This window comes from Celeribacter ethanolicus (assembly GCF_001550095.1).
GTDB lineage: Bacteria > Pseudomonadota > Alphaproteobacteria > Rhodobacterales > Rhodobacteraceae > Celeribacter > Celeribacter ethanolicus.
The window spans coordinates 43,534-57,303 of the sequence record NZ_LRUC01000014.1; the positions used below are offsets into that span (position 1 = coordinate 43,534).

15 protein-coding genes are annotated in these 13,770 nt (G+C 63.5%); 10 read left to right on the forward strand and 5 right to left on the reverse strand.

Features of this window, described 5'->3' with window-relative positions:
• Window positions 1-54: 54 nt before the first annotated feature.
• The 4 genes from NH195_RS07565 to NH195_RS07580 form a co-directional block, all read right to left on the reverse strand.
• Window positions 55-1,086 carry an endonuclease/exonuclease/phosphatase family protein gene (locus NH195_RS07565; RefSeq protein ID WP_066705170.1) on the reverse strand — a complete coding sequence of 344 codons (1,032 nt, stop codon included), beginning with the start codon at window positions 1,084-1,086 and terminating at the stop codon, window positions 55-57.
• Between the two features lie 141 nt (window positions 1,087-1,227).
• The gene (gene rpsD / locus NH195_RS07570; protein WP_066705172.1) at window positions 1,228-1,848 is read right to left on the reverse strand and encodes a 30S ribosomal protein S4; all 621 of its coding nucleotides are present in this window, start codon (window positions 1,846-1,848) and stop codon (window positions 1,228-1,230) included.
• A gap of 288 nt (window positions 1,849-2,136) precedes the next feature.
• A complete protein-coding gene (locus NH195_RS07575) occupies window positions 2,137-3,198 on the reverse strand; it encodes a Hint domain-containing protein (protein WP_066705174.1) in 1,062 nt (353 codons plus the stop codon).
• A 132-nt stretch (window positions 3,199-3,330) separates the two neighbouring features.
• Window positions 3,331-3,810, reverse strand: a complete 480-nt coding sequence (locus NH195_RS07580; RefSeq protein WP_066705176.1) for an aminoacyl-tRNA deacylase — start codon at window positions 3,808-3,810, stop codon at window positions 3,331-3,333.
• A 224-nt stretch (window positions 3,811-4,034) separates the two neighbouring features.
• Here NH195_RS07580 and NH195_RS07585 point away from each other — a divergent pair, with 224 nt between their 5' ends.
• From NH195_RS07585 to NH195_RS07605, 5 genes are all read left to right on the forward strand, one after another.
• A complete protein-coding gene (locus NH195_RS07585) occupies window positions 4,035-4,244 on the forward strand; it encodes a DUF1127 domain-containing protein (RefSeq protein ID WP_066705178.1) in 210 nt (69 codons plus the stop codon).
• Between the two features lie 335 nt (window positions 4,245-4,579).
• The gene (locus NH195_RS07590; protein ID WP_066705182.1) at window positions 4,580-5,620 is read left to right on the forward strand and encodes a hemin-degrading factor; all 1,041 of its coding nucleotides are present in this window, start codon (window positions 4,580-4,582) and stop codon (window positions 5,618-5,620) included.
• Window positions 5,621-6,475 (forward strand): heme/hemin ABC transporter substrate-binding protein, encoded by an 855-nt coding sequence (locus NH195_RS07595; protein WP_066705184.1) that lies wholly within the window; start codon window positions 5,621-5,623, stop codon window positions 6,473-6,475.
• A gap of 3 nt (window positions 6,476-6,478) precedes the next feature.
• Window positions 6,479-7,552, forward strand: coding sequence for a FecCD family ABC transporter permease (locus tag NH195_RS07600; protein WP_066705186.1), 1,074 nt, complete (start codon window positions 6,479-6,481; stop codon window positions 7,550-7,552).
• 1 nt (window position 7,553) lies between these two features.
• Window positions 7,554-8,351, forward strand: a complete 798-nt coding sequence (locus tag NH195_RS07605) for a heme ABC transporter ATP-binding protein (RefSeq protein ID WP_066705188.1) — start codon at window positions 7,554-7,556, stop codon at window positions 8,349-8,351.
• A gap of 70 nt (window positions 8,352-8,421) precedes the next feature.
• Here NH195_RS07605 and NH195_RS07610 read toward each other — a convergent pair whose 3' ends face one another.
• Entirely contained in the window at window positions 8,422-8,721 is a 300-nt protein-coding gene (locus NH195_RS07610) for a DUF2218 domain-containing protein (RefSeq protein WP_066705190.1), read from the reverse strand.
• Between the two features lie 108 nt (window positions 8,722-8,829).
• Here NH195_RS07610 and NH195_RS07615 point away from each other — a divergent pair, with 108 nt between their 5' ends.
• From NH195_RS07615 to gph, 5 genes are all read left to right on the forward strand, one after another.
• Window positions 8,830-9,723, forward strand: a complete 894-nt coding sequence (locus tag NH195_RS07615; RefSeq protein ID WP_066705192.1) for a siderophore ABC transporter substrate-binding protein — start codon at window positions 8,830-8,832, stop codon at window positions 9,721-9,723.
• Window positions 9,720-10,649: an ABC transporter permease gene (locus tag NH195_RS07620; protein ID WP_066705194.1), complete on the forward strand. Its 930-nt coding sequence runs from the start codon at window positions 9,720-9,722 to the stop codon at window positions 10,647-10,649. The genes NH195_RS07615 and NH195_RS07620 overlap by 4 nt, the downstream gene beginning before the upstream one ends.
• Entirely contained in the window at window positions 10,642-11,583 is a 942-nt protein-coding gene (locus NH195_RS07625) for an iron chelate uptake ABC transporter family permease subunit (RefSeq protein ID WP_066705196.1), read from the forward strand. Before NH195_RS07620 ends, NH195_RS07625 begins: the two co-directional genes overlap by 8 nt.
• Entirely contained in the window at window positions 11,580-12,332 is a 753-nt protein-coding gene (locus NH195_RS07630) for an ATP-binding cassette domain-containing protein (protein ID WP_066705198.1), read from the forward strand. Before NH195_RS07625 ends, NH195_RS07630 begins: the two co-directional genes overlap by 4 nt.
• A 106-nt stretch (window positions 12,333-12,438) precedes the next feature.
• Complete coding sequence (gph, locus tag NH195_RS07635; RefSeq protein WP_066705200.1) at window positions 12,439-13,074, forward strand: phosphoglycolate phosphatase; 636 nt, start codon at window positions 12,439-12,441, stop codon at window positions 13,072-13,074.
• Window positions 13,075-13,770: the final 696 nt, after the last annotated feature.

The window sequence follows — 13,770 nt, forward strand, 5'->3', positions numbered from 1 at the left end:
GCAGCACAGACGCAGTTGTTGCGCGCGCGCTTCGGTTTCCACGCGATCACAGGCCTAGGCGACCGCGCCCGCCGCCGGTTTCCACCGGAACCCCGCACGTAGGATGCCGTGATCGTTGGTGCCCGTGGCCTTGTGGTCCTCGATGTTGAGGTGGTCGTTGTCCACCGTCATTTCGTCGAAGGCCCAGAGCCGCCGCTTCGAGTGATCGTAGAACTCCTGCGAAAACAGGATGTGATCGAGGCTCTCACGTTCCTTCTTGAAGACATGGGTGTAATAGACATCCCGTGTCGAGCGATATTCCTGAAGCGTCTGCGCGGTATAAAGCGCATTGTCGCCACCGCCTTCCGACAGACCCGTCAGGTATTGCGGCTGCTCCGTGAGGATGTTGAGCGTGTTCGACAGCTTGCCGTCATTCATGTCGCCGATCACCACCACGGGCGTGTTCGTGCCCTTGGTGAGATTGGTGATGATCATCCTGAGCGCCGTCGCCTCCGCCGTGCGCCGGATGGTCGACACGGCATAGCCCAGCGCGTTGAGGTGATCCTTGTGCAGATCCGCCTCGTACCACTCCTCGCGCCAAAGCTCCGTCGGGCGACGGGATTTGAAATGCGCAACAAAGACATGGATCACCGGCGTGTCCGGATGCGGCTGTACCGTAAAATGCAGGACGGGCCGCGAAAACGTCGTGAGCGCCACGGCGATGCGGTCCTGCTGCGGGTCGTCACCGCCGGAGGCCAGCACCATGTCCTCGGGGAAATCGACGATCCATTCCGGCTCATCAACAAGGAGATCCATGCGCACCATCCCGGCGCAGACGATACGATTGCCCGGATGACCGGGCGGCACCAGCGCCCGATGTGTCGCATCCAGCCCCGCCATCTGCATCGCCTCACGGAGCGCCTCCCCGGCCCAGAGTTCCTGAAACCCGACGACATCGGCGGCGATCCGTTTCAACACCGCTCCGGTGTAGAAAATCTTCGCCTCGTATTGTTCCTCGGTCCAGCGCGACCCGGAATACATCGCCACGCCCGGCGATTGCAGATTGTAGAGATTGAAAGACCCAAACGAAATATCACGCGCCGCCATATCACAGCCTCCTGAAATACCCGTCTCAGAATAGCACGAAAGGGGATTCGGATCAGGCCGGGTTTTCATGACCCTGGCACGCCAAAGTAAAAGGCCGCCCCGAGGGACGGCCTTTCGAAAATCTTCGATCTTCGGCTCAGATCAGTTCTGAGCGTAGAATTCGATGACGAGGTTCGGTTCCATCTGCACAGCGTAGGGCACATCGGAGAGGCCCGGGGTGCGCACGAAGGTCGCGGTCATTTTGTTGTGGTCGACGTCGAGGTAATCCGGAACGTCACGCTCGGTCAGAGCCACAGCTTCGAGCACGGTGGCGAGCTGTTTGGATTTCGCACGGACCTCGATCACGTCACCCTCTTTCACGCGGTAGGAGGGGATGTTTACGCGCTCACCGTTCACGAGCACGTGGCCGTGGTTCACGAACTGACGGGCAGCAAAGATGGTCGGCACGAATTTCGCACGGTAGACGACGGCGTCGAGACGGCGCTCGAGCAGGCCGATGAGAAGCTCACCGGTGTCGCCACGCTGACGCTCGGCGTCGGCGAAGATGCGGCGGAATTGTTTCTCGGTCAGGTCGCCGTAGTAGCCTTTCAGCTTCTGTTTGGCGCGGAGCTGCAGACCGAAGTCGGACAGTTTGCCTTTGCGGCGCTGACCGTGCTGGCCCGGGCCGTATTCACGACGGTTGACCGGGGACTTCGGACGGCCCCAGATGTTTTCGCCCATGCGGCGGTCGATTTTGTACTTGGCAGACGTGCGTTTGGTCACGGCTGATCTCCTTTAGGATGGCATTTCAGCTTGATCCGAAAACCGGTTCCCACTTTTCGGGCTGAAATCGCGTTTCGCCCAAGCCACGGGACAGGAAGGCGGATCGCCTTGTGCCGTTATGTAAAGGGCGTTGTCCTCTCCCCGGACGGTCTGAGCCGCACCCCGGGTTGACAGGGTTCCTCTTGCGAGGGCCACCAACACCAATGAATAACCCGGCGCACATCGCTGCACACCGGATGGCGGGCTTATATAGCCGCGCGCCCCGGTGTCAAGCGTCACAGCGCGATTTCAGGCCACATTGTGCAAGAGGATCGCCGCTTCCGCCGCCGACAGGGTCCGGCGCGCCGCCGGGCCGTAATCGCCCGGCTGATCCGCGAGATGCGGGAAACGCTCCAGGAGACGGGCGCGCTGCTCTTCTTCGACCATCGCGAGATCGGTGAAGCCCGGATGGTAGCTTTCGGTCTCCAGCCCGTTGGCAAAGATCACCTCATGGGCGTCGAACAACAGATGGATATACTCCACCGCGCGCAGGTGCCGCTCCACAGTGATCGAGCGGTCGTTGACCAGATCGCGCGCCGCCACCAGCACTTCGTCGGCATTGAACAGATCCCGCGCGGCTGGTCCGCGCAACAGCATCCGGTGGTTCGGCGACACAATGAGATCCTCATCCGGTTGCCCCATACCGAGGGCATCGGCCCGGAACCGGATCGGGCGCAGTTGCGGCAGGGCATAGAGACGCGCGCCGGACATATGGCGCTGCCCGATCCAGCGCAGCTTCTGCACGCCGTTGTCCTTGGTCTGCACCGCATCGCCCTCGCGCAGGGCCTCGACCGCGCGCGGCCCTTGCGGCGTCAAAACTTTCGTCCCGGAGGTAAAGCAAATCACGCCACCGGGGCGGCTTTCCTCGGCATCGCGCGCGCTCGCAACATGGGTCGAGACCACCCAAAGATCGGTATCCGATGGCGGCACTTCCCCCACGAACATCAGAAGCGGCGCGCCGAGATGCGGCGTGTCGATCAGGGTGATCTCATAGCGCTTGAGCCCGTCGGTGACGTCGAATCCGCCATCGAACAGACGCCCGCGCGCCTCCTTGTCCTGATAGATCGGGACATCCGCCACAGCGGCCCCGATCAGTCGGCGCACGGATTGAGCCGCACGCAGGTGCAGCTCCGCCCGCCCGATTGCCCCGTCGAGCACATAGACATCGCGCGCACCGTCGACACAGACCGCCTCGCCCGTCCAGCGCCAGGAAGCGCCCACGTTCAATGCGGTCAGCGGCGCATTGGACAGCCCGTCGAGCTCCCCTTGCGTCCACGCGATGACAAACGTGCCGGAATAGCCCGTTCTCATTGCCTGTATAGCCTGCCAAATTCTTTTTATTACGCACAGGCTAGCACAGGCGAATCGCTCTGTTAACGGCTTTTCGAACGTTTTGTCGCGTTTCGCAAAAATGTCGCGACATCCGCGTCTCTCCGGCCCCCGTCAGACGACGCTGACCTCCGCCACCGCCGCCGCCAGCGCCGCAATCCCCGGCTCGGGCGCAAGACAGACCATCAGCCCGCGCTTACCGCCGTTCATCACCACCGGGGCCTCGACTGAAATCACCGTCGCATCGAACACCACCGGCACGCGCTTTTTCTGGCCGAAAGGGCTGATACCGCCGGTATGAAACCCGGTCAGCCGTTCGGCCTTCACCGGCTCCATCATCTTCGCCGATTTGCCCTTGAGCGCCGCAGCGACCTTCTTCATCGACAGCGACCGATCCGAGGGGATCACCGCGCAGGCCGGTTTGCCGTCGACCTCGAGCATCAGCGTCTTGAACACCCGCGCCGCCTGCCAGCCGATCGCCTCCGCTGCCTGCAACCCGATGGGCCCATCGCCCCCGCCATAGTCGTATTCGAACAGATCATAGGCAATCCCTGCCTTGTCGAGAAAGCGCGTGGCCGGAGTTGCTGTGCTCATCGGGGATCTCCTTTTACCCTGCCCTCTATAGACCAAGGCCTCACGCGGGCAAACCGCAAGCCCCCGCCCGCGTGAGGCCTTTCTCGGGAGCCATGCCTCGAACGCATGACGGGACTGCCATTTGGGCATTTGTTTTCACAAATCGCCCGACATATATGCGCACGAGAATAAATGCTGCACATTTTTGATGCGGTTTGAAAACTTTATCTCAAGGACCGACAAACATGACGACCCTGTCCCACACCCTCGCGCCGAGCTCCGCCTCCGGCACCAAAGGGTTCGGCGCTGGCCTGTTCGGCAAGCTTGCCGCGTACCGCCACGCCGCCAAGACCCTCAAGGCGCTCGAAGCGCTGTCCGACCGCGAACTCGCCGACATCGGCCTGAACCGCTCGGACATCACCGATGTGGCCTATGGCCGGATGACCCGCGCCTGATCGCATAGCATCAGAGCTATCGAAAACGCGCCCCCGGACCACCGGCGGGCGCGTTTTCTTTTATGGCCTTCACTGCGCCAAATAACTTGACAGATTAACTCAGGCATTATAGCCCCATCGCAACGCAAGCGCCCGCGCGGCAGCCAGCCCGACACCGCATCTTGGGAAACGGGGCTTGCCGATGATCCTTTCAGTTCTCTGCATGACAACCGGCACAGGGCTCGCCCCGCGCCGCCCCCTCTCCCGTTCCGTTGCCAGGGTCGTCTGACCCAAGCCAGCGCGCGGGGTGGTCCTTCGTGTCCCGCGCGCGTCCACCCATCACGTGAGGCCTCGCCATGAACAAACCGCTCACCGCAGAAGACATCCGCGCCGCGAAATCCGCCAACACCGGCAAGCGCGACCGCGATCTCGCCGACAGTCTCGGCATTTCCGAAGCCGAACTGGTGGCCGCCCATGTCGGGACGACGCCGGGCATGACCGTCACCCGGATTGACGCCCATCCCGACGCGGTCATGCCCCGCCTCACCGCTCTGGGCGAGGTCATGGCGCTGACCCGCAACGCCTCCTGTGTGCACGAACGCGTCGGCACCTTCGAGACCTACAAATCCGGCCCGCATGCTTCCATGGTGCTCGGCAAGGAGATCGACACACGGATTTTCCCGAAGTTCTGGACCTTCGGCTTCGCCATCGAAAACGAAACCGAAAAAGGCATCCGCCGCACGCTGCAATTCTTCGACGCCTCGGGCGATGCCTTGCAGAAAATCTTCCTGCGCGACGGCTCAAACCACGATGCCTGGCAACCGCTTGTCGATGTGCTGGCGCTCGAGGACCAGTCGCCGGAGATCGCAGTCGAACCGCGCCAGCCCACGGAGGACGCAAAGATCAACGCGGACAAGCGCGACATCCTCGTCGAGGAATGGGCGCGCATGACAGACACCCATCAGTTCAACCGTCTGGCCGCGAAACTCGGCATGAACCGCCTCGGCGCCTACCGCCTCGCCGGTGCGCCCTTCGTGCGCAAGATCAAGCCCGAGGCCGTCGCGGATTTCCTCGACGCTGTTTCCGCCGCACATCAGAAGGTCGTCCTGTTTGTCGGCAATCGCGGCAATATCCAGATCCACTGGGGCACGCTCGACACGATCAAACCCATGGGACCATGGCTCAACGTGCTCGATCCGCGCTTCAACCTGCATCTGCGGGGCGATCATCTGGCCGAGGTTTATGTCGTCGACAAGCCGACGAAGCGCGGCCCCGCAGTCTCGCTTGAGGCGTTCGACGCCGACGGCGGGCTGATCTTCCAGTGCTTCGGCCAGCGCGAGAATGACGACGATCTGGCCCAATGGCACCAGATTCTCGCCGATCTGCCGGAGGCGTAAATGAAGCCCCTCTTTTTGAGCGCCGCACTCCTCCTGCCGCTCTCTGCCCATGCGCAGAGCTACCCGGAAGCGACCTCCATCGTCACCATCGGCGGCCCGGTGACCGAGATCGTCTATGCTCTGGGTGAAGGTGATCGGCTGGTTGCCCGCGACACCACCTCGCAATTTCCGCCTGAGGCCGAGGCCCTGCCCGATGTCGGCTATATGCGACAACTGTCGGCCGAGGGCGTGCTTTCCGTCGGCCCCGATCTGATCCTCACCCGTGACACCGCCGGTCCGCCCGAAGTGCTCGACCAGCTCCGCGCCGCCTCTATCCCCTTGGTGCCGGTCAAGGACGGGTTCACCGAAGACTCCGTTATTGCGGCAATCCACACCGTCGGCGAAGCACTCGGCGTGCCCGAGAAAGCTGCCATCTTTGCCGCCGAGATCGAAACCCAATTCGAAGCCCTTGATCAGGCACGTGACACCGCAGGCCCCCCGCCCCGCGTGCTGTTCATCCTGTCCAATCAGGGCGGGCGTTTGAACGTGGCGGGCGACGGCACCGGCGCGGATGGGATCATCGCGCTCACGGGGGCAGAAAACGTCATGTCCGGCGCGTTTCAGGGCTACAAGATCATGAGCGACGAGGCGATCATCGCCGCCGCCCCCGACGTGGTGTTGATGATGGCCAGCACCGGCCAGAGCGAGCATGACGCCAACAAGAGCGACATTCTCGACCTGCCCGCCCTGTCGCAAACCCCAGCCGGGCAAAACCACGCCTTCGTTCAGGTCGACCCTGCCGCTCTCGGCTTCGGTCCGCGCACCGCGCATTTCGCCACCGAGTTGCACAACGCGCTCTGGGCTGCGGCGGAGTAACCCATGGCCATCGTGGAGACCCGAAGCGCCCCCCTCGCGGGCGACCGTCGCGACAAGGCGCGTTTTCTGCGCCTCGTGCTTATGGCGCTCCTTGCCCTGACCATGCTTTTGGGCCTCGGCTGGGGCGCTGCGGGCGACACCGATGTGATCGGCGCGCTCATGGCCAAGGCCGGGATCGGCGAAGCCTCTTTGCGCGACATGACCATCGTCTGGGACATCCGCATGCCGCGCGTCCTCACGGGCGCACTGGTCGGCGCAGCCTTGGCTGTGGCCGGTGCAGTCATGCAGGGCCTGTTCCGCAACCCTCTGGCCGATCCCGGCCTTGTCGGGGTCTCGGCGGGCGCAGGCTTTGGCGCCGTAGCGGCCATCGTGCTGGGCGGGCTCCTTCCCATCGCGTTGCAAAACCTCGTCGGCGCCTATCTCGTCCCGATCGCGGCCTTCCTCGGCGGCTGGATCTCCACCCTCCTGCTCTACAAGATCGCCACCCGCGGCGGGCGCACCTCGGTCGCCACCATGCTCCTCGCGGGCATTGCCCTCGGGGCGCTCACCGGTGCGTTGACCGGTTTCATCGTCTACAAGGCGACCGACGATCAGCTTCGTGACCTGACCTTCTGGGGCATGGGCTCGGTGGCGGGTGCGACATGGGCCAAGCTCCTGACCGCCGGGCCGATCATTGCCCTCGCCCTCCTCGCCGCCCCGTTCCTCGCCCGCGCCCTCGATGCGCTCGCCTTGGGCGAGGCCGTCGCAAGCCACATGGGCATCGACACCCAGCGGATGAAGCGCATCGCGATTCTTTCCGTCGCGGGATCGGTCGGGGCCTCGGTCGCGATCACCGGCGGCATCGGCTTCATCGGCATCGTCGTGCCGCATCTGCTGCGCCTTCTCCAAGGGCCGGAACATCGCAATCTCCTGCCCAATGCCGCGCTTCTCGGGGCTATCACGTTGCTGATCGCCGATATGATCTCGCGTGTGGCCGTCGCCCCCGCCGAACTGCCCATCGGCATTGTCACCGCCTGTCTCGGCGGGCCGTTCTTCCTCTGGATTCTGTTGAAAAACCGCGCCCTTCTGGAGAGCTGAGATGATCACCGCCACCGACACCACCGTCCGCTTCGGCGCCCGTACCATCCTTGATCGGGTCAGCTTCGCCGCCGCCCCCGGTGAAGTCACCGCCATCGTCGGCCCGAACGGCTCCGGCAAGACCACGCTCCTGCGCGCCATCACCGGCGAACAGGCGTTCGAGGGCGAGGTCGCGCTCGACGGCGTGCCGCTCTCGCATCTTTCGCCGCTCGATCTGGCGCAACGTCGTGCGGTCCTGCCACAATCCGGCAACGTCGCCTTTCCCTTCACCGTTCTCGAACTCGTGCGCCTCGGTCTCACCGCCGGGCTGGCGACGGGACGTACAGAGGGTTTGGAACACCTGCCCCGCACCGCGCTGGCCCGCGTCGGGCTTGAAGGCTTCGAAGGTCGGATGGTGCAGGAACTGTCGGGCGGCGAAAGGCAACGCGCCCAGCTGGCCCGCGTTCTGGTGCAAATCTGGGAGCCTGTTCTCGACGGCCATCCCCGCTGGCTCATTCTCGACGAACCGGTTTCCGCACTCGACATCGGCCATCAACTTGCCGTGATGGAGCTGGCTCGCGATTACGCCAAACGCGGTGGCGGGGTAATCGCGGTGATGCACGATCTGAACCTCACCGCTATGTTCGCCGATCGCGTCACCCTCCTCGGCAGTGGGCGGGTTCAGGCCGAGGGTACGCCGCAGGAGGTCTTCACCGATCACCGCCTGTCGGCCTGTTACGGCTGCGCTTTGCGCACCAACACCCCGCCACCGACCGGGGGGCCGTGGATTTTGCCGCAGGCCTCTCAGCTCTCTCTGTAGGCGTTACATAAAAGGCCACTCCACAGAAGCGGCCTTTTCATATTCTCAATTAGTTTCAAATGATTAATCGTCACGCTGCGGCGACGATCGGCTCCCAGGCCATTTCCTCGAAATTCTCACGGAAGGCGAATTTCTTGAGATGCAGGTCGATGATCGCACGGGCATGCCCCATGCCCGCATCGTCCTTGGCCGAGAGCCGCACCGTCAGTCCGGTTTCGGTCGCCTCAAGCGTCGCCGGTCCCGGCGGAAGCGCTGCACGCCCCTCGGTCGGCGTATAGGCGACCTCCACCTTATGGGCGAAATGCTTGCAAAGCTGTTGCAGATATTTGGACGCATGCGGCGTCTCGAAACGACCGATCTGGATGCGCATGAGGTTCTCCTAGTTTTTCTGTCAGATTACGGGTTGCAGCCCTGTCGCGCAATAACCTATGAAAACAATCAAGAATGGCCCCCTGAGTCCCGCACATAGGAGAAACGCATGTCCCGCACCTTGTTGAAAGCCGCCCTTCTGGCGGTCATGGCCACCGCTGCGCAGGCCGAAGACGTCACCATCGACACCGCGACCGGCCCTGCCACCGTGCCACACGCGCCGAAAACCGTCGCCGTCTACGACATGGGCGCACTCGACATGCTCGACGCGCTCGGCGTCGAGGGCATCTCTGCCACCTCCAGCACATTCCTGCCCTATCTTTCCGAGTACCAAAGCGACATCGGCACCCTGTTCGAACCGGATTTCGAAGCGCTCAACGCGCTGGCGCCGGAGCTCATCATCGCGGGCGGGCGCTCCGCAACCCAGGTGGATGCGCTGGCGAAACTCGCCCCAACCATCGACATGACCATGTGGGGCGACAATCTTCTGGATCAGACCCGCGCCCGGCTCGCGACCTATGGCGCGCTCTTCGACAAGCAGAACGAGGCCGCAGCCCTGACCGCCAAGCTCGACGACGAGATCGCCGCCACCGAGGCCGCCGTTCGGGACAAGGGCACGGCCCTTCTGATCCTGACCAATGGCGGCAAACTGTCCGCCTATGGCGCGGGCGGGCGGTTTGGCTGGATTCACAGCGAGATCGGTCTGCCGGAGGCCGTCGCCGGCCTGACAGATACCTCGCATGGCGAATCCGTCTCCTTCGAATTCATCCGCGAGGCCGACCCGGACTGGATTCTGGTTCTCGACCGCGTCGCAGCCATTGGCGGCGAGGGCGAAAGCGCGCAGGCGACGCTCGACAACCCGATCATCGCCGACACCAAGGCCGCGAAAGCCGGGCATATCGTCTATCTGAACGCTGGCGGCATCTACATCGCGGGCGGCGGCATCCAATCCACGCTCGAGACCCTCGACATCATCAAAACGGCGTTCGGCGACGCCTCGTGAGCCGCAAGACCCTCGTCCTCGCCACTCTGGCGGTCCTCGCCCTCGTGAGTTTGCTCACGGGGGTGTCGTCGTTGCGCGGAGGCGACCTCTGGCTTCTTTTCGTCAGCCGCATTCCCCGCACCGCCGCCGCCCTTCTGGCCGGGGCGGGCCTCGCCGTCGCGGGTGTCATCATGCAGATGCTGAGCCGCAACCGCTTCGTCGAACCGGCCACCGCGGGCACCGGTCAGGCCGCCGCTCTCGGTCTGGTGGCGATCACGCTTGTCCTGCCCGGCGCGGCGATCTGGCTCAAGATGACCGCCTCGACTGCCACCGCTCTGATCGGCACCGCAGGCTTCCTCGCCATCGTCCGCCGCCTCCCGCGGCGCGATCCGCTCATGGTGCCGCTCACCGGTATCGTCTATGGCGGCATTCTGGGCGCGCTCACGACCTTTCTCGCCTATGAACGCGACCTGCTGCAATATATCGACATCTGGATGACCGGCGAGTTTTCCGGCGTCATGCTCGGGCGTTACGAATTCCTTTGGTTCGGCGGCGCGCTGACCCTAGCGGCCTATCTCTATGCCGACCGTTTCACCATCGCGGGGCTGGGCGAAGAGGCCAGCACATCGCTCGGCCTCGATCATCGCCAGATCATGGCGCTGGGGCTGGCCATCGTCTCGATCATCACCGCGATCACCGTCGTCACCGTTGGCATGATTCCTTTCGTCGGCCTTGTCGTGCCCAACATCGTCGCCCGGATCATGGGCGAAAACCTGCGCGCCACCCTGCCCGTCGTGGCCGCCAGCGGTGCGGGTCTGGTCCTGGCCTGCGATATTCTGTCCCGCATCATCCGCTATCCGTTCGAAGTGCCGGTCGGCACGGTTCTGGGCGTTCTCGGCGCAGCGATTTTCCTTTGGCTTCTGAACGGGAGAGCCGCCCGTGGTTAAAACCCGTTTTCTCCTGCTCGGCCTGCTCTTCGCGCTGTCCGTCTTGGCCTTCATGACACTTGGCGCGCGCGGCAACTGGGATTTCGTCCTGCCGTTTCGCGGCATGAAGCTTCTGGCGCTGGTGACCATCGCCACCGCCGTCGCGCTCTCGACCATGGTGTTCCAAACGCTCACGGCCAACCGCATTCTCACCCCCTCGATCATGGGATTCGATGCGCTCTACCTGATGCTGCAAACCGGGCTGGTGTTCTTTCTCGGCGGCTTCGGCTTTGCGACCCTCGACCCGACGCTGAAATTCATCCTCGAGACCGCACTGATGCTCACCGCCGCGCTCCTTCTCTTCGGCGCGGTGCTGCGCAATGCCGCCGATCTGAGCCGTATGGTGCTGACCGGGCTGATCCTCGGTGTGTTTTTCCGAAGCCTCACAGCCCTGATCAACCGCCTGATCGACCCCTCGGAATTCTCGGTGGTTCAGCAGGCGAGCTTTGCCCGCTTCAACGCCGTCAATGCCGACCTGACATGGATCGCCACCGGCATCACGCTCGCCGTCTTCCTCTGGCTGATGCGCCAGCACCGTGCGCTCGACGTGATCTCATTGGGACGCGAGGCGGCGATCAACCTCGGTGTCGATCACGACCGCGCCACAAAGCGTCTTCTGGTGGCGATTGCCCTGCTGGTCTCCGTCTCCACCGCGCTTGTCGGCCCCATCGTCTTCTTCGGCCTGCTGGTCTCCGCGCTCACCCATCGCCTGATCGGCACCTGGCGACACGCCGCGCTTTTGCCCGCCTCCGCCCTGACCGCCGCAACCGTGCTGGTCGCAAGCCAGACCCTGTTCGAACGTGCCCTTCGCCTGCAAACCTCGGTCTCCGTGGTGATCGAAGCCTTGGGCGGGCTGGTCTTTCTCTTTCTCATCCTGCATCGGAGGCCCCGATGATCGAAACCCGCTCGCTCTCCGTTCATCTGACCGAGACGCCCATCCTGCACGACGTGACGGTCAAAATGCCTCTGGGCAAAATGACCGCCCTTGTCGGCCCGAACGGCGCCGGGAAATCGACGCTTCTCTCCGCGATGGGGCGTCTGATCAAGCTCGAACATGGCGAGGTGCTGCTCGATGGCAAACCGCTCTCCGCCTACCCACCCAAGACCCTCGCCAGGCATCTCGCCATCCTTCGGCAGGACAGCCAGATCACCCCGCGCCTCACCGTGCGCGACCTTGTGGGTTTCGGGCGTTACCCTCATAGCCACGGCCGCCCCGGCCCGGCGGACGTCGAAGCGATCGAAACGGCCATCGCGCGGCTCGATCTGAAAGACTTCGCCGACCGGTACCTCGACACGCTCTCCGGCGGCCAGCGCCAGCGCGCGCTCATTGCCATGGTTCTGGCACAGGACACCGACGTGCTTCTGCTCGACGAACCGCTGAACAACCTCGACATTGTCCATGCCCGCACCGTCATGCGTGTCGCCCGCGAAGAGGCGGACAAGGGCAAGACCGTCGTCGTGGTGCTCCATGACCTCTCCGTTGCCGCCGCCCATGCCGAACATGTGGTCGCGCTCAAGGCCGGGCGTCTGCATTCCGAAGGCGCGCCCGACACGGTTCTGACCCGCGACAACCTTTCCGATCTCTACGACACCGAGGTGCAGGTGATCGAGGCGGAAGGGCGGCGCATCGTGCTGACTGTCTGAGTGCTGACCGTCTGACCTGCGCGCGTGTGTCCGATGGACAATCCCGTGCCAAGCCCCGAGAATGACACGGCACAAACCATCCCCCGGAGCACGCCCAGAGGCCCCCATGACCCGCATTCTCTTCGACCTTGACGGCACGCTGATCGACAGCGTGCCCGACATCCACGCCATGGCCAACAGGCTGCTGGATCAGGAGGGCAAACCCACTGTGTCTCTCGCCGAGGTGCGCAGTTTCGTCGGCAGTGGCGCAAAAGTGCTGATCGAGCGTCTGCGCGCCGCGCGCGGCATCCCCGACAGCGAACAGGATCGTCTGCACCAGACTTTTCTCGGGCTTTACACCGAAGCCGTGCACCTGACCCAGCCCTATCCGGGTGTGATCGACGCGCTCTCGACGCTCAAAGCCACCGGTCATCGCCTTGGCATCGCCACCAACAAACCCGAGAACGCCGCCCGCGCGGTGCTCGATCACCTCGCGCTCATGCCGTTTTTCGACGTGATGATTGGTGGTGACAGCCTCGCCACGCACAAACCCGATCCGCTGATGCTGACCGAGGGCTATGCCCGGCTGGGCGACGGGCCGATGCTGTTCGTCGGCGACAGCGAGATCGACGCCGCCGCCGCCAGGAACGCCGGAGTGCCCTTCCTGCTGTTCACCGAAGGATACAGACAAGCCCCCGCAGAGACGCTGGGGGCCTTGGCAATGTTCTCGGACTATATGGAACTGCCCCGGCTGGTTATGTAGCACCCCCGCGACATGACCGCTCCAAGACGGAAAAACTGTTTCCTTTCAATATGGCCTATCACAACGGCATAGCATATTGACTCACAGCTTCAGAAAACGACCTTCACGTTCGGACCAAGGATTGTGTCGTCGTCATCCGCGCGACACCGGCTTCAACGCTGGTGATCCGGAGGTTATCAAAAGACGGGCCTGACGATCCGGCGAGGAGCGCCCGGCCATATCAAACGAGCCACCGTTCGCTGAAGCGTTTCGCCATCGTGGACCTCGAATGGATGCACCACGGACCGTTGAGATGGACCGTGGTTCGGATCGGGTGTGGCCTCGCAAGTGACAGTCGAAGCCGGGAAGGGTCATCCCCCTTTGCCAAGAAATTCTACCAATTCCGCAAATCGAATCGTTCACCGCGTTTCCCCTCCGCGCCCCTTGGCGAGATGCCCCCATCGCCTTGAACGGCCTATTCCATCACCGTTTCCTCACGGTTTCGCCGAGATAACATATTGAATTGGGACTGAACCTTGCAGCCTGTCGGCGGATCTCAGCCCTTCGTGGTGCGGCGACGCGCCGAAAGGTCGGTTCTATGCTACCGTCTCATAGCGACGACCCCAGACGAGATTTGTGAAAACGGCCTATTCGTTGACGCCTTCGGTGCCAGCGGCTGGTGACGTGCACGCGGATATTGAGGACACCCGGGTTTGC